Here is a 15296-nt window from a genome sequence, read left to right as displayed (position 1 = left end):
CACCGCAATCGCGAGCAAACTCGCTCCTGGATTTGTTTGGTGTTAAACCTTCAACACCAACTTGCCAAAATTCTCCCCGCTGAACAACTTCATCAGCGTCTCCGGGAAGGTCTCCAGGCCTTCGACAATGTCTTCCTTGCTCTTGAGCTGCCCCTTGGCCATCCAGCCCGCCATTTCCTGGCCGGCAGCGGCGAACTGTGCCGCGTAGTCCATCACCACGAAGCCTTCCATGCGTGCGCGGTTGACCAGCAGCGACAGGTAGTTGGCCGGGCCTTTGACCGCTTCCTTGTTGTTGTACTGGCTGATGGCGCCGCAAATCACTACTCGCGCCTTCATGTTCAGACGGCTCAACACCGCGTCGAGAATGTCACCGCCAACGTTATCGAAATACACGTCGACACCTTTCGGGCATTCACGCTTGAGGCCGGCGATGACGTCTTCGTTCTTGTAATCGATGACACCGTCAAAACCCAGTTCATCGATCAGGAACTTGCACTTGTCCGCGCCGCCGGCGATGCCGACCACCCGACATCCTTTGATCTTGGTGATCTGCCCGGCAATGCTGCCCACCGCACCGGCTGCGCCCGACAACACCACGGTTTCACCAGCCTTTGGCGCGCCGACATCGAGCAAGGCGAAGTAAGCGGTCATGCCGGTCATGCCCAGCGCGGACAGATAACGCGGCAGTGGTGCGAGTGTCGGATCGACCTTGTAGAAACCGCGCGGCTCGCCGAGGAAGTAATCCTGCACACCCAGGGCGCCGTTGACGTAGTCGCCGACCGCGAAGCCCGGATTGTTCGACGCGATGACTTTGCCTACACCCAGCGCGCGCATCACTTCACCAAGACCGACCGGTGGAATGTAGGACTTGCCTTCGTTCATCCAGCCACGCATGGCCGGGTCCAGGGACAGGTATTCGTTCTTGACCAGGATCTGACCCGCAGCCGGTTCGCCGACCGGTACTTCCCGATACGTGAATGTCTCGCGGGTCGCCGCACCCACGGGGCGTTTGGCGAGCAGGAACTGGCGATTGGTCTGTGAAGTCATGGCAGGCACTCAAGATGAATGAAGCCTTGTTGATAGACCTTCATGGGCGATGCCGCAAGTTTGGCTGATGCGGCGAATGCAGGCTGATCCAGTACAGTGATAGTTGGTACGGTAGTTCCATCACTGCAATTCATGGGCGCCCAACCGGCCTTCTGATAGTGCTGCCGCGTCGTGTGCTGCCATGGCTAGACTGGGAAAACGCGATCCCCCGCAAAACTTCTCTTCGAGGACAAAACAATGAGCATGACGTTTTCCGGCCAGGTAGCCGTAGTGACGGGTGCCGCCAATGGTATTGGCCGGGCGACTGCCCAGGCGTTCGCCGCTGAAGGTTTGAAGGTGGTGGTGGCCGACATGGACTCGGCGGGCGGCGAAGGCACAGTGGCGCTGATTCGTACGGCGGGCGGCGAAGCGACCTTCGTGCGTTGCAACGTCACGCTGGAAAGCGATGTAAAGAATCTGATGGATGAAGTGGTCAATACCTACGGCCGTCTCGACTATGCCTTCAACAACGCCGGCATCGAGATCGAAAAGGGTAAGTTGGCCGACGGTTCTGTCGACGAGTTCGACGCGATCATGGGCGTCAACGTCAAAGGTGTATGGCTGTGCATGAAATACCAGTTGCCGCTGTTGCTGGCCCAGGGTGGCGGCGCGATCGTCAACACGGCCTCGGTGGCGGGGCTTGGTGCTGCGCCGAAGATGAGCATCTATGCCGCCTCCAAACATGCGGTAATCGGCCTGACCAAATCCGCCGCCATCGAATACGCGAAGAAAAAAATCCGCGTCAATGCCGTATGCCCGGCGGTGATCGACACCGACATGTTCCGCCGCGCCTATGAAGCCGACCCGAAGAAAGGTGAGTTCGCCAATGCGATGCACCCGGTGGGCCGCATCGGTAAAGTCGAGGAAATCGCCAGCGCGGTGCTGTACCTGTGCAGCAATGGGGCTGCCTTTACCACGGGCCATTCATTGGCTGTGGATGGTGGGGTCACAGCGTTCTAAAAAGAGACGCGAAATCCATAGAAAACATGAAACCTGCAGTTTCAGGCAGTGTGTTTCAAATGGTTAAAACCAAGGGTTTTGGCGGCGTTGTCGCACATCCCTTTCAGCGCTCCTGTGATTAACTGCTTTGCGCAGAATGCACAGGAGTTTCTTGCTCATGGAATTGAGAATCGATCGACAGGCCCTCGTGCCGGTCGTCCAGCAAATTGTCGAAGCGCTAACCTGTTGGCTCCGTTGCAATGGTGTGGAGCCGGGTGCGCGATTGCCTTCGGTACGACAAATCGCGCGGATCAACTTGCTCAGTCAGTCTTGTGTCGCCGAGGCCTGTGAGCGTCTGGTCGCGCAGGGTGTGCTGGCGTCGCGTCATGGCGCGGGTTTTGTCGTGGCGGCCACGGCTGCGGCTGCTCAGGGGCATCCGCAGGCTGTGTGTTTCGAAGGGGCTGAGGACAAGGAGGGCGCTCCCTCGTGTGAGTTGCAACTGGGTGGTGGAGGGCTACCCGAAAGCTGGCGTGAAACGGACGACCTGGCTTACGCGATCCGTCAGGTCAGTCGCACCGACATGGCCGGTCTGTTCAACTACAGCACGCCGCTGGGTTTGCCTGCCTTGCGCAGGCAGATTCTCAAACGCCTGAAACGGCTGGATATCAGCGTTGAGGACAGTCAAATCCTGACCACTTCGGGCGCCAGCCAGGCCCTGGACTTGATCGTGCGAGTGTTGTTCAAGCCGGGTGACAGCGTGGTGGTGGAAAGCCCCGGTTACCCCATGCTGTTCGATCTGCTCAGGTTGCACGGTGTCACCATGCTCGAAGTCCCACGAACGCCGCAGGGGCCGGACGTTGCAGCGCTGGAAGCGTTGCTGCTGAAACATCGGCCACGCGGATTGTTCATCAATAGCTTCCACCACAACCCTACCGGCTGCAGCCTGACATCGGGGGTGGCGCAGCAGGTGCTGCAACTGGCGAAAGAACACGGTGTGCAGGTGATCGAAGACGACGTCTATGCAGACCTGCACAATGGCCCCGGCAAGCGCCTCGCGGCACTGGATGACTGCGTGATCTACGTCGGCAGCTATTCCAAAACCCTCAGCAGCTCCCTGCGAGTCGGTTTTGTGGTGGCCACTAGCGAAGTGATTGCGCAACTGGCCGAGGTCAAGATGATCAGCAGTTTGGGCGCCTCAAGATTTTGCGAGTCTGTTCTGGCCTGTCTGTTGGCCAATGGCGCCTACCGCAAATTGGTGCAGCGCCAGCGCCAGCGCTTGAACAACGATCGACAGGCGGCATTGCAGCAGCTCGAAGACGCTGATTGGGAGGTTTTCGGCAAGCCCACGGGAGGTCTGTTCATCTGGGCGCGATCGCGGCTGCCGGACTACGCTCAGGTGCGGGTACAGGCCCGACGGTTCGGCGTCGTGCTGTCATCGGCGACGGCATTTGACCCTGCTGGCGCGGCCAATGAATGGCTGCGCATCAATGTGGCGTGTGCCTGCGATCCGCGAGCCCGGGCATTTTTTCAGGCCACCGCTCGGGATCGACCTCAAGCGTTCTGAAAACGACGCAGACGTAGCTTTTTGCCATTATTCCGATGCCAGAGACTTGTGTTGCCACAGGCCCATTGCGAATCTGCATCTACAGAAAATGGCAGGGGACTAAGTGCAATGATTTCGGCCGCGCAAGGACGTTTTGCCAACCTCGGTATGGCAAAAAAACTGAGTATCGGGTTTGTGCTGGTGCTGTTGTTGACCGCTCTGGTGGCGGCCATCGGCGTCTGGTCCCTGCAAACCATCAGCCATCGTTTCGACGGGCTCAAGCAGATGTCGTCGCTCAACAACGGTCTGCTGAAGGTGCGCCTGCTGGAGCAGGAGTATGCCTTGCACGGCAACCCGAAAACCGTCGATGCCCTGCATGAAGGCGTCGATGGCTTGATCGCTCTGGCGAACGAACTCAAGGCCGCGTCTGCGGCAAATGTGCCGGTGATGAACGATGTCGGACAGTCCCTCGGCGCCTATCGCAAGGCGTTCGACGAGTTTGTCTCGCTCAGCCAGGCCAAGGACCTCGCACTGGAAATGGCCAGTTGGTCGGTGTCCAGTGTAGCCAACAATCTCGATGTGTTGCAGACCGGGCTTGCCGATGACGGCACCTACACCTTGAAGGATTCCGAGGGCAAGGACGGTGCGCAATTCATCGAGCAGGCCAATCAGGTCAGCCAGGTCTCCCGGTTGATGCTGCAAGCCATGAACGAAGCGCGCGTGCGTCTGGACCAGAGCCGCAAGGGCGACGACAGCGCGGGACAAGGCAAGATCGAACAGGCCAGTCAGGCACTGGCTCAGGCTGAAGAGCTGAAAACCACGGTCAAGGATGAGGGCTACCAGACCGTCCTCAATGAAGTGATCGGCCATATCGCCAGTTTCAGCGACAAACTCACCGAGTACACCGGCCTGCTGGAGCAAGAAAAAACCGTCTATCAGCAATTGCATCAACGCGCTGCCCAAGTGGTGGAGCGGGTGGACCAGGCCTATGTCGCCGAAGACCAGTCGATGCAGACCGAACTGAAAAAGAACTCGCTGCTGATCATTGGCTCTTCGGCTCTGGCTTTGTTGGTCGGATTGATTGCCGCGTGGGTCATCACCCGGTTGATCGTGGGGCCGCTGCGCAGTGTGATTTCTGTAGCGCAACAGATCGCCTCGGGGGATTTGAGCGGGACCATCGACGTGACCCGCCGCGACGAGATTGGTCAGTTGATGCAAGCGATGCAGCAGATGGGCGCAGGGCTGAGCCATATCGTCAGCGGTTTGCAGGCCGGCATCGAGCAACTGGCCACTTCAGCGCAATCGCTGTCGGCAGTGACTGAACAGACCAATCTTGAAGTCAGCAGCCAGAAGGAAGAAACCGAACAGGTCGCCACTGCGATGAACCAGATGACAGCCACCGTGCACGATGTCGCGCGTAATGCCGAGGAAGCCGCCGTGGCGGCGCAAACGGCGGATGGCAAGGTTGAAAGCGGTCAGCATGTGGTGCGCCAGAGTATGGCGCGGATCGAGCAACTGGCGGATTCGGCTACTTCGGCCAGTTCGAGCATTGAAAGCCTGAGCGCGGAAATCCAGAACATCGGCACAGTGCTCGGCGTCATCAAAAGTGTCGCAGAACAAACCAATCTGCTGGCGCTCAATGCCGCCATCGAGGCTGCACGAGCCGGCGAGCAGGGCAGGGGGTTTGCGGTGGTGGCCGATGAAGTGCGGGCATTGGCCAAGCGGACTCAACAATCGACCGAGGAAATCGAGCGGCTGGTCAGCGCCTTGCGCTCGGCTGCGCAGACGTCGGTGCAGCAGATCCAGAGCAGTGGCGAGTTGGTGAAACTGGCGGTCAGCGATGCGCTGCAGACAGAGAGTGCGTTGGGTAGTATTGCGGCAGCGGTGTCGTTGATTCAGCAGATGAACCAGCAGATCGCTGCGGCTGCCGAGGAGCAGAGTTCGGTGGCCGAGGAGATCAATCGCAGTGTCACGAGTATTCGGGCCAGTGCAGATCAGTCTTCACTGGCGATGCAGGGGAATGCGGCGTCGAGTATCGAGCTGGCGCAGTTGGGGGTTGAGTTGAAGGGGATGGTGGGGCATTTCAGGCTTTGATGCCTGCACCGACCCTGTGGGAGTGAGCCTGCTCGCGATGACGACCTGGCAGCCAACCCGTTGCGGCGGTGTGCTCACCCAACCAAATCTCAACCCAAAAAAAGCCACCTCCCGGTGGCTTTCTCTTTTGTCGCTGATCAGTCGTAGATCACTTTCTTCTTCCAGTCCGCATCCGCCTCAACGTCTTTGAGGCCTTCGGTCAATTGGTTCACTTCGCCTTCTACCGGGGCAATGCGGTCCATGACTTGTGCGTTGGCGCGGGCCAGGAGTTTTTCCAGGTACTCCAGTTGTTCGGCGTAGATCTGTGGTTCCTGCTGTTTGCGCAGGTATTGCGCACCGCGTTCGAACGCCAGGCGTGCCTGACCGGGCTGGTTCTGTTGCAGGGAGTGCTGGCCAAGGTTGTTGAAGAACTCGATGTGCAGCAGCACCAGAATATGGCGGACCTCGCGGATCCAGCGCTTGGCTTCGTTGGGCGGCAGGAAGCCGTCCTGTGCCGCGCGGGTGATCTGGCCGTGCAAGGCTTCAAGGAGGAAGCGTACATCCTTGGCCTTGGCTTCGGTCTGGATCGGTGCCGGCGGGTTGTTGACCGGGATCGATTCGCCTTGGCCCACCAGAGCTTCCAGTTCAGTAATCCGGGCCTTGAGGTTGGAACTGGTTTTTTCCAGGTTCAGCAGGCGTTGGCAAACATTCAATTCCAGGCGCGTCAGCAGCAACTTGAGCGCCGGTGTCATCAATTGGCCGGGGAAGGTTTCGGTGATCTCACCGCAACGACGCAGACGATCGTTGAGTTCAACCTTGGTACGGGCCCTTTCCAGCTTATTGTTTTCCACCACATGGTTGATGTAGCCAATGGCGATCAATAATGCGATCCCGGCTACGACGAGCAGGGTGATCATGAGTGGTGTCACCGGTAAGACCTCTTCTTAGGGTTCGCGTGCGAGTGTAGTGGCTTGCTGTATAAGCGCCCAGGGCCGCTCGACGAGTTGGATCGATGTGGCTCAATCTGTATCGGCCGCTGTCTGCTTATATAAATGCTGGCATCTGTAGAGCATATTGCCATCATTGATGGCGCCGACTATAACGCCTTGGTGAGTGTCAGAATATAGGCGCCAAACACCGGGCGACGGAAAATCCGGATTGGGGCCGGAAAGCAGGGCGAAGTCATTGATTTAAATAAATTTATATCAGGGGGTTGACGACCTCTCAATCCATCCATAGAATGCGCGCCACTTGCAGCGTAAAGCACACAGCGAAACGAAGCAGGGAGTGAATGTTGTAGTGTGTCCCCTTCGTCTAGTGGCCTAGGACACCGCCCTTTCACGGCGGTAACAGGGGTTCGAGTCCCCTAGGGGACGCCAATGCGGGAATAGCTCAGTTGGTAGAGCACGACCTTGCCAAGGTCGGGGTCGCGAGTTCGAGTCTCGTTTCCCGCTCCATTTTTAAACAGCGTTGCTTTCGGGCAGGGCTGAGTGAAACCAGAACCAAGTCTTCGGATGCGGATCTGGGCACCGAAACACACACCATGTGTTCCGGGCAGCGTGTCCCCTTCGTCTAGTGGCCTAGGACACCGCCCTTTCACGGCGGTAACAGGGGTTCGAGTCCCCTAGGGGACGCCATTTGCGGGAATAGCTCAGTTGGTAGAGCACGACCTTGCCAAGGTCGGGGTCGCGAGTTCGAGTCTCGTTTCCCGCTCCATATTTAACAAAAACGCCGCTCATTGAGCGGCGTTTTTGTTTGTGCGCGATTTGTATGCGCAATATTAAAAAGGCCCACCAGTCTGACTGAGCGGGCCTTTTTCGTGTCGGCAGTTTTTACATCGACAGCATCAACCGCCCGGCAAACAAAATCAAAATCACCCCCATGCTGCGTTCGAACCAGTGGCCCATGCGCATGAACAGCAATCTGACCCGGGGATTGGAAAAGAACAGCGCCACGATCACAAACCACAAGGCATTCACAAAGCACATCCACACTCCGTACAGCGCCTGAATCTGCAGCGGTGTCGTAGCACTGATGAGGGTGGTGAAAATCGCCAGGAAAAACAGGGTCGCCTTGGGGTTGGTGGCATTGGTCAGGAAACCGGTGGTAAACGCCGTCAGCAGTGTTTGTTCAACCACCGGTTCATTCGTGTCTTTTTCGCCTTCCAGAACGGTTTTGGGTTGGCTACGCAACAGACTCACGCCCAAGTAAAGAATGTAGGCACCGCCCACGACCTTGGCCATCGTCAATAACCAAGGGGTGGTGTGCATCAAGGCGCCGACGCCCAGCAAGGTGTACAGCACGTGCACGGAAATGCCGGCACCGATGCCCAGCGCCGTGCAGATTCCCACCCAGCGACCGAAGCGCACGCTTTGGCGGATGGTTACGGCGAAATCCGGTCCGGGGGCGACCACGGCCAGGAAGTGGATGGTCGCCAGCGCCAGGAACTCGCCCAGGTAATTCGAAAGCATCTCAACTCCAGAAGGTCAGGGGGGAAGCAGTGCCGCGATAGCCGACGAAGAAGGAAAGGCTCAAGCGTGGATCGGCCACACCCGGGGTCACCGAGTGCATGCGGCGTGAATTGAACATGATGAAATCCCCGGGCGCGGGGAGAATTTCCAGGGTCGGAGTACCCAATAGAGCCGGGTCGATGCCGTAACTGTCGCCACGCATTTCATCGAACTGTTCCGGGGAGATGTCGTCGTCCCATATCTGCAATGCACCGCCCCTGGCGGGCATGTTCAGGTAAACATTGCAGGCGAACTGCGCTTCCAGGCTTCTGGCTTGAAAACTGTCCGGGGCGTCCTTGGCGAAAATGTCGTGATGGGCGAGAAAACACACGCCGGGTTTCACAACGCGGGAGAGCCCGACGTACATCTTGCGGCCGTAGAGGTTTTCCAGTTGCGCACCGGCCGGCCAGGACTCGTCGAGCATGCAGCGCAGGGTGTCGACCGGCGACGCGTAGGGCGCGCAACGGTTGCGCAGTTCCGCGATGTTGCGGGTGGCGCGTTCGAAATAGTCCTCGATCAGCAGCGGCTGGTTTTCCGCCTCATAAAACGCCATGCCGATACGACCGATGCTCGGCGCGTTGATATAGCCTTCAAATCCCGGCGCGAGGATTCTGTCGCCGATCTGGATTGCCAATGGCGAGGGCAGCCAGCCTTTGACGCGGATGGCGAGGACTTCTTCGTTGGCCAGTTTTTTTATGCACGTCTCATCGAGACATTCGACGTCAAGCATCATGTCTTAGGTCCATCTATCAGAGAGTCGACGAAGCCTGCGAATGCTGGCTCCCCCCGGAGTCGGGCAATGGCATTGGCGCCATTGTCCAAAGGCTCAATCCACGTGGTAGTGGACGGACAGCGTCCCTTTCTTCTGCGAAAGGGATTCGATCGTGACCGTGCCCAGATCCTTCAGGCTACGTACGTGAGTGCCACCGCAACCGTAGGCGGGCAGTTCTCCAAAGCCGATTTCCCGCGCGCCTTCGCGCAACGATGTCAGGCGCGGCAAGTCGTGGGCGATCCACTGCTGAATGCCGTTTTGCAGGGTCTGGACTTCAACCTCCTGTGCCGATTCGGAAGGCTTGAACTGCACGCGTCCTTCACCAGGCCAGTGATGGCCCTTGATCGGCATCCAGCCCATGGCCTGGACGAAGTGCCCGATCAAATGACCTGCAGAGTGCAGGCGCGTGTTGAGACGGCGACGTTGTTCGTCGACGCAAATCCGGGTCATGCCGGTTTTTACCGGGCGGTCGACAAAATGGATGATCCGGTCCGGGTCCTGAACGACTCGCAACACCTGGCTTTCGCCGATCCGGCCGGTGTCACAGGGTTGTCCGCCGCCTTGGGGGTGGAACAATGTTGCGCGCAACACCACGGCGAATTCGTTCTCGTGGGGCGTACATTCCAGGACTTCCACGTTGGCCCTGAGGTCATCACTATGGAAAAAGAGGCGAAGCGTCATGTTCCATGCTCGTAATCAAATTTCTATTTTTTATTATATGAAGCGTCGAATAGCGTGATAATCCGTTCAAACATCAAAGGACTGTTGCGTTGTGAGCATAAATCTTCCACTGCCGCTGCTGGGTGAAATGGCGATTTTCGTCAAGGTCGTCGAGACCGGTAGCTTCTCCGAGGCGGCTCGCCAGCTGGGTTCTTCACCCTCGGCGGTCAGCCGCAGTATTTCGCGGCTGGAGAAAGCCCTCGCCACACGCCTGCTGCAGCGAACCACGCGCAAGTTGCGTTTGAGCGATGGGGGCGAGGAGGTATTCAAGCGTTGTCAGGAGATGGTCAACGCCGCTCGTTCAGTCATGGAAATCAGCGGCCAATTCACCGATGAGCCCGAGGGCGTGGTGCGTATCAGCGTGCCCAAAGCGGTGGGCCGGATCGTGATTCACCCGCATATGCCGGAGTTTTTGCGCCGGTATCCTAAAGTGGATGTGGAGCTGTTGCTTGAGGATCGTCAGGTGGATTTGATCGACGATCACGTCGACCTGGCAATTCGCATCACCGATCGGCCGCCTGCGGGGTTGGTGGGGCGGCAGTTGCTGACGATCGACCATTTGCTCTGCGCGACTCCGGAGTATCTGGCCGAACACGGAACGCCGACTCACCCCCATGACTTGCTCAACCATAGCTGCATTTATCTGGGTGAAACTCCAAGCGATGCGCGCTGGAAATTCAAGAAAGGCAGTAAAACGGTCACTGTCGGCGTACGCGGGCGATATGCCGCCAATCACACGGGAGTCCGTTTTGGCGCGGTATTGCAGCACATCGGCATTGGCAGCCTGCCGTATTTCACGGCGCGCCGTGCCTTGGAGAAAGGGTTGATGGTACAAGTTTTACCGGACTGGACCTTCTTGGCGTCCTACCACGGAGGCGCCTGGTTGCTGCATTCGCCAACCCGATACCTGCCTCCCAAAATACGGGTGACGATTGATTACCTGGTGGAGTGCCTGGCCAAGGAGCCGACGTTGGGCAAACCAGGCAAGTCCGGCCGATTGATAACGGCCGTATCGGAGTATGAGTTGCCCGAGAGTGACGGCTTGTTTTGAAAGCATAAAAAAGGCCCGCAGGGTTCACCGTGCGGGCCTTGATATTTTCTGATCGTGGATCAGTGCTTGCTGTCCTGGTTCGACAACGCCAGCAGCTGTTTTTCCTGATTCCAGTCAAACGGTTCGTCGTTCTGTTCGGCTTCGAAACGACGTTCTTCCAGCGCCTGATACAGGTCGATTTCATCATCGGGCATGTAGTGCAGGCAGTCACCGGCGAAGTACCACAGCAGGTCGCGGGGGACCAGGTGGGCGATTTGCGGGTAGCGAGTGATGACCTGGCACAGGATGTCCTGGCCCAGGTACTGGCTTTCGATCGGGTCGACCGGCAGCAGTGCAAGCAGTTCGTCGAAGCGCTCCAGGAACAAGGCATGACTTTCGTCGGGAACCTGTTCGGCCTCACCTACGGCGACCAGGATGCTGCGCAGGTGGTCGAGCAATACGAGATGATCGGCAACGATGTTGGACACGAGATAAGTCCTCAAGAGCAAAACGGGCGCGGGAGTATAAAGCGCCTGCGCCCGTTTTTACATGCTTGGGTGGATCAGCGGACCTTCCCTTGTGCCATTGCAAGCTCATCTTTGTCGAAGTCATCGACATCGATCACCTTGCGCCGCGCCGCCTCGGCTTCACGCAGGGTTTGAGCTTCCACGGGTTGCAACACCCCAGCCTCCAGCGCGGCGTCGATGACATGCTCGCCAGCGACCGGTTTGACCTGACCGCTCTTGAGCGCGACGTGCAGTTTTTTCTGTAGCGGTTGTGCGGCGCTCAAAAGGTTGAAGGCATGTTGCAGGGCGCCAACCGGGTCTTCCTCGGATTGTGGGCGATAGCAACCGAGCAGAACCTCCTCCAGTGCCGGATCGCCCTCGGCCCGACCGATGACCGCAGCCACTTGTGCACCTAGCTTGTCGGAAGGCCCTTTGTGGCGACGACCGAACGGGAACACGATCACCCGCAACAGGCACGCCAGCACTTTGTTCGGGAAGTTGTTCAGCAGTTCATCCATGGCCCGCTCGGCCTGACCGAGGCTTTCCTCCATGGCCCAGGTAAACAGCGGTTCCATGTATTGCGGTGCGTCGAGGTCGTTGTAACGCTTGAGCGCGGCACTGGCCAAGTACATGTTGCTCAGTACATCACCCAAGCGCGCCGACAGGCGTTCGCGGCGTTTCAGTTCGCCGCCCAGCAGCATCATGCTGAGGTCGGCAAGCAGTGCGAACGCCGCCGCCTGACGGTTGAGCGCGCGGAAATAACCTTGGCTGAGCTTGTCGCCCGGCGTCTGTTCCAGATGACCGAAACCGAGATTCAGCACCAGCGTGCTGGCCGCGTTACCCACGGCAAAGCCGATATGCTTGAGCAGCAGGCCGTCGAATTCGACCAGCGCCTGATCCCTGTCCTCACGGGTGGCCAGCGCCATTTCCTTGAGCACGAAAGGATGGCAGCGAATCGCACCCTGGCCGAAGATCATCAGGTTGCGCGACAGAATGTTCGCACCTTCCACGGTGATGAAGATCGGCGCACCGTTCCATTTGCGTGCAAGGTAGTTGTTCGGTCCCTCGATGATCGCCTTGCCACCGTGTACGTCCATCGCATGGCTGATGCACTCGCGGCCACGTTCGGTGAGGTGATACTTGAGAATCGCCGACAACACCGACGGTTTTTCGCCGAGGTCCACCGCGTTGGCGGTCAGCATCCGCGCGGCATCCATCATCCAGGCGTTGCCGCCGATGCGCGCCATCGCTTCCTGAATACCTTCGAACGCGGCAATCGGCACGTTGAACTGTTCGCGAATCTGCGCGTACTGGCCGGTCACCAGGCTGGTGAACTTGGCCATGCCGGTGCCCACCGCCGGCAGGGAAATCGAACGCCCGACCGACAGGCAATTCATTAGCATCATCCAGCCTTTACCGAGCATTTCCTGGCCGCCGATGAGGAATTCCAGCGGGACGAACACGTCTTTGCCGGCGTTCGGGCCGTTCATGAAGGCAGCGCCCAATGGCAGGTGGCGACGACCGATTTCCACACCAGGAAGATCGGTGGGGATCAGCGCGAGGCTGATGCCCAAATCTTCTTTATCACCCAGCAGATGGTCCGGGTCGTAGGCCTTGAACGCGAGGCCGAGGAGGGTGGCCACCGGGCCAAGGGTGATGTAGCGCTTTTCCCAGTTCAGGCGCAGGCCGAGGGTTTCCTGACCTTGCCATTCACCTTTGCAGATCACCCCCGTGTCGGGCATGCCGCCAGCGTCGGAGCCGGCCAGTGGGCCGGTGAGGGCGAAGCACGGAATATCATCGCCGCGCGCCAGACGTGGCAGGTAATGGTTGCGTTGTTCATCGGTGCCGTAATGCAGCAGCAGTTCGGCGGGACCGAGGGAGTTGGGGACCATCACGGTAGAGGCGAGGTCGCCGCTGTGGCTCGCCAGTTTCATCGCCACTTGCGAGTGAGCGTAGGCCGAAAAACCCTTGCCGCCAAATTCCTTGGGAATGATCAGGGCGAAGAAGCCTTGGTCCTTGATGTACGTCCAGGCTTCCTCCGGCAAGTCCATGGTTTGACCGAGTTGCCAGTCGCTGACCATGCCGCAGAGGGTTTCGGTCGGGCCATCGATGAAGGCCTGCTCTTCGTCATTCAGTTGTGCTTTGGGGTAGGACAGCAATTTGTTCCAGTCCGGGCGCCCGCTGAACAATTCGCCATCCCACCAGACAGTGCCCGCTTCGATAGCGTCGCGTTCGGTTTGCGACATGGGCGGCAGGGTTTTCTGGAACCAGTTGAACATCGGCGCGCTGAAAAGCTTGCGACGCAAATCAGGCAATAGCAGCGGTGCCGCCACAGCGGCGGTCAGCACCCAGAAAATCAGCAGCAGCCAGCCCGGTGCGTGACTCAATATGCCCATTGCCAGCAGGTAGACAGCCACGATGCCCAGGGCAGGCAGCGGCGAGATGCGACGGTGGGCTAAATAAGCTATCCCGACAACCAGAACCAGTATCCACAACAGCAGCATATTTAATCCTCCGTGAAACCAGGGCGAACCAACCCACAGAGCTTAGACGGCATCCGTAAATCGGGGTGGTCAGAGCGAGGTGATTGAAATCGTGGGAAACCCCGGATGATTTTTGTAGGCCCGGTTGGCAATGGGCCTGGGAAATCGTTCATTGAACGGGCGGCAAAGCGTCCATGTTTGGCCGAAACGTCGTTATCTCTGTGCTGAACCTCTCGCTAGACTCGAGGCTCCCCCAGGAGATCGCCCCCATGCACGAGTACCTAAGCCCCGGCCGCTTCATCGATAGTGACCACCCCAGCGTGGTGGAGTTCGCCGAAAAACACCGTGGCAGCCGTCGCGACCCGATCGAGCAGGCGATCAGTCTTTATTACGCCGTGCGCGAGGCAGTGCGCTACAACCCGTACACTTTCAGTCGCGATCCGCAGACCCTGTGCGGCAGTTACGCGTTGGCCACCGGGGAGAGTTACTGCGTACCCAAAGCCACATTGCTCGCCGGTGCCGCGCGGCATTGCGGCATCCCGGCGCGGATCGGCCTGGCGGATGTGCGCAATCATTTGTCGACGCCGCGCCTGCTCGAACTGCTCAAGAGCGACATGTTCGCCATGCACGGCTACACCGAGTTCTACCTGCAGGATCGCTGGGTCAAAGTAACCCCCGCGTTCAACCAGAAACTCTGCGAGCTGTTCAATGTGGCACCGCTGGAATTCGATGGCATCAATGACAGCGTTTTCCACCCGTTCAACCGTGATGGCGAGAAACTGATGGAGTACCTCGTCGATCACGGCCAGTTTGCCGATGTGCCTGAAGCGTTCTTTTTCGAGCACCTGGAAAAGTGCTACCCGCATCTGTTCGGCGAACAACTGTCGCCACTGCTGGGAGACATGCAGAGCGATTTGAGTCGCGCCTGATCCGGCGTATGCTGCCTGCGCATTCATCAATCGAGAGGCGGTCATGCTGAAGATCTGGGGTCGGAAAAATTCATCGAATGTGAGAAAGCCGTTGTGGGCCGCCGAGGAGTTGGGGCTGGCTTATGAAGCGATCGACGCGGGTGGTGCCTTCGGTGTTGTCGATACGCCCGAGTACCGTGCCATGAACCCCAATGGCCGCGTGCCGGTGATCGAAGACGACGGTTTCGTGTTGTGGGAATCCAACGCCATCGTGCGCTACCTGATGGCCAAACATGCGCCGGATACCGTGTGGTATCCGGCGGATGTGCAAGCGCGCGCTACCGCTGACAAGTGGATGGACTGGACCACTTCCAGTTTCGCCGGCCCGTTCCGCACCGTATTCTGGGGCGTGTTGCGTACTCCGGCAGATCAGCAGGACTGGCCCGCCATCAAGGCTGCGATCAAGGAGTGCGACGGCTTGCTGGCAATGGCCGATCAGGCGTTGTCGACTAAACCATACCTGTCCGGCGACGAGATCGGCATGGGCGACATTCCGCTCGGCAGTTTCATTTATGCCTGGTTCGAGATGCCGATCGAGCGTGCGCCGCTGCCTCATCTGCAGGCCTGGTACGCACGGTTGCAACAGCGTCCGGCGTATCGCAAGGCCGTTATGACCGCGTTGACTTAATACCTACTATCGACACACTTGACTGTACTTGTGCGGCG

The 15296-nt window shown here is 58.7% G+C and carries 13 protein-coding genes, 4 tRNA genes and 1 pseudogene; 11 read left to right on the top strand and 7 right to left on the bottom strand.

Features of this window, described 5'->3' with window-relative positions; genetic code table 11:
* Window positions 1-42: 42 nt before the first annotated feature.
* Window positions 43-1047: an NADP-dependent oxidoreductase gene (locus ACNYC6_RS05985; RefSeq protein WP_419711510.1), complete on the bottom strand. Its 1005-nt coding sequence runs from the start codon at window positions 1045-1047 to the stop codon at window positions 43-45.
* A 237-nt stretch (window positions 1048-1284) separates the two neighbouring features.
* Here ACNYC6_RS05985 and ACNYC6_RS05980 point away from each other — a divergent pair, with 237 nt between their 5' ends.
* From ACNYC6_RS05980 to ACNYC6_RS05965, 4 genes and pseudogenes are all read left to right on the top strand, one after another.
* Window positions 1285-2046, top strand: a complete 762-nt coding sequence (locus ACNYC6_RS05980) for an SDR family oxidoreductase (protein WP_419711509.1) — start codon at window positions 1285-1287, stop codon at window positions 2044-2046.
* Between the two features lie 157 nt (window positions 2047-2203).
* A complete protein-coding gene (locus tag ACNYC6_RS05975; RefSeq protein WP_419711508.1) occupies window positions 2204-3589 on the top strand; it encodes a PLP-dependent aminotransferase family protein in 1386 nt (461 codons plus the stop codon).
* Between the two features lie 108 nt (window positions 3590-3697).
* Window positions 3698-4753: pseudogene (locus ACNYC6_RS05970) on the top strand (methyl-accepting chemotaxis protein); the annotation flags it as partial.
* A gap of 27 nt (window positions 4754-4780) precedes the next feature.
* The gene (locus tag ACNYC6_RS05965; protein ID WP_419712916.1) at window positions 4781-5662 is read left to right on the top strand and encodes a methyl-accepting chemotaxis protein; all 882 of its coding nucleotides are present in this window, start codon (window positions 4781-4783) and stop codon (window positions 5660-5662) included.
* A gap of 137 nt (window positions 5663-5799) precedes the next feature.
* Here ACNYC6_RS05965 and ACNYC6_RS05960 read toward each other — a convergent pair whose 3' ends face one another.
* Window positions 5800-6558 (bottom strand): hypothetical protein, encoded by a 759-nt coding sequence (locus ACNYC6_RS05960; RefSeq protein ID WP_338585279.1) that lies wholly within the window; start codon window positions 6556-6558, stop codon window positions 5800-5802.
* A 386-nt stretch (window positions 6559-6944) separates the two neighbouring features.
* Between ACNYC6_RS05960 and ACNYC6_RS05955 the strand changes: the two genes are divergently transcribed.
* The 4 genes from ACNYC6_RS05955 to ACNYC6_RS05940 all read left to right on the top strand — a co-directional run bounded on the left by ACNYC6_RS05955 (window position 6945) and on the right by ACNYC6_RS05940 (window position 7357).
* Window positions 6945-7020: transfer RNA gene (locus ACNYC6_RS05955), tRNA-Glu, on the top strand.
* A 2-nt stretch (window positions 7021-7022) separates the two neighbouring features.
* A tRNA-Gly gene (locus ACNYC6_RS05950) sits at window positions 7023-7098 on the top strand.
* 104 nt (window positions 7099-7202) lie between these two features.
* A tRNA-Glu gene (locus tag ACNYC6_RS05945) sits at window positions 7203-7278 on the top strand.
* 3 nt (window positions 7279-7281) lie between these two features.
* Window positions 7282-7357 (top strand) — tRNA-Gly (locus tag ACNYC6_RS05940).
* 116 nt (window positions 7358-7473) lie between these two features.
* Here ACNYC6_RS05940 and ACNYC6_RS05935 read toward each other — a convergent pair.
* From ACNYC6_RS05935 to ACNYC6_RS05925, 3 genes are all read right to left on the bottom strand, one after another.
* The gene (locus ACNYC6_RS05935) at window positions 7474-8112 is read right to left on the bottom strand and encodes a LysE family translocator (RefSeq protein ID WP_419711507.1); all 639 of its coding nucleotides are present in this window, start codon (window positions 8110-8112) and stop codon (window positions 7474-7476) included.
* A gap of 1 nt (window position 8113) precedes the next feature.
* On the bottom strand, window positions 8114-8884 hold the full coding sequence (locus tag ACNYC6_RS05930) for a 2OG-Fe(II) oxygenase (RefSeq protein ID WP_419711506.1): 771 nt from the start codon (window positions 8882-8884) through the stop codon (window positions 8114-8116).
* Between the two features lie 93 nt (window positions 8885-8977).
* Entirely contained in the window at window positions 8978-9604 is a 627-nt protein-coding gene (locus ACNYC6_RS05925; protein WP_419711505.1) for an alanyl-tRNA editing protein, read from the bottom strand.
* A 91-nt stretch (window positions 9605-9695) separates the two neighbouring features.
* Between ACNYC6_RS05925 and ACNYC6_RS05920 the strand changes: the two genes are divergently transcribed.
* Entirely contained in the window at window positions 9696-10694 is a 999-nt protein-coding gene (locus ACNYC6_RS05920) for a LysR family transcriptional regulator (RefSeq protein WP_419711504.1), read from the top strand.
* Window positions 10695-10753: 59 nt separating this feature from the next.
* Here the strand turns inward: ACNYC6_RS05920 and ACNYC6_RS05915 are convergent, their stop codons facing one another.
* Together ACNYC6_RS05915 and ACNYC6_RS05910 are read right to left on the bottom strand one after the other, a co-directional pair.
* Window positions 10754-11161, bottom strand: a complete 408-nt coding sequence (locus ACNYC6_RS05915; RefSeq protein WP_007972361.1) for a PA2817 family protein — start codon at window positions 11159-11161, stop codon at window positions 10754-10756.
* 74 nt (window positions 11162-11235) lie between these two features.
* Window positions 11236-13683, bottom strand: coding sequence for an acyl-CoA dehydrogenase (locus ACNYC6_RS05910; RefSeq protein ID WP_419711503.1), 2448 nt, complete (start codon window positions 13681-13683; stop codon window positions 11236-11238).
* A gap of 248 nt (window positions 13684-13931) precedes the next feature.
* Between ACNYC6_RS05910 and ACNYC6_RS05905 the strand changes: the two genes are divergently transcribed.
* Together ACNYC6_RS05905 and ACNYC6_RS05900 are read left to right on the top strand one after the other, a co-directional pair.
* Window positions 13932-14591, top strand: coding sequence for a transglutaminase-like domain-containing protein (locus ACNYC6_RS05905; RefSeq protein WP_419711502.1), 660 nt, complete (start codon window positions 13932-13934; stop codon window positions 14589-14591).
* 43 nt (window positions 14592-14634) lie between these two features.
* Entirely contained in the window at window positions 14635-15258 is a 624-nt protein-coding gene (locus tag ACNYC6_RS05900; protein ID WP_419711501.1) for a glutathione S-transferase family protein, read from the top strand.
* Window positions 15259-15296: the final 38 nt, after the last annotated feature.

The organism is Pseudomonas sp. NFX224, from assembly GCF_048565165.1.
Taxonomy (GTDB): Bacteria; Pseudomonadota; Gammaproteobacteria; order Pseudomonadales; family Pseudomonadaceae; genus Aquipseudomonas.
This window is presented reverse-complemented; position numbering and strand designations above follow the sequence as displayed.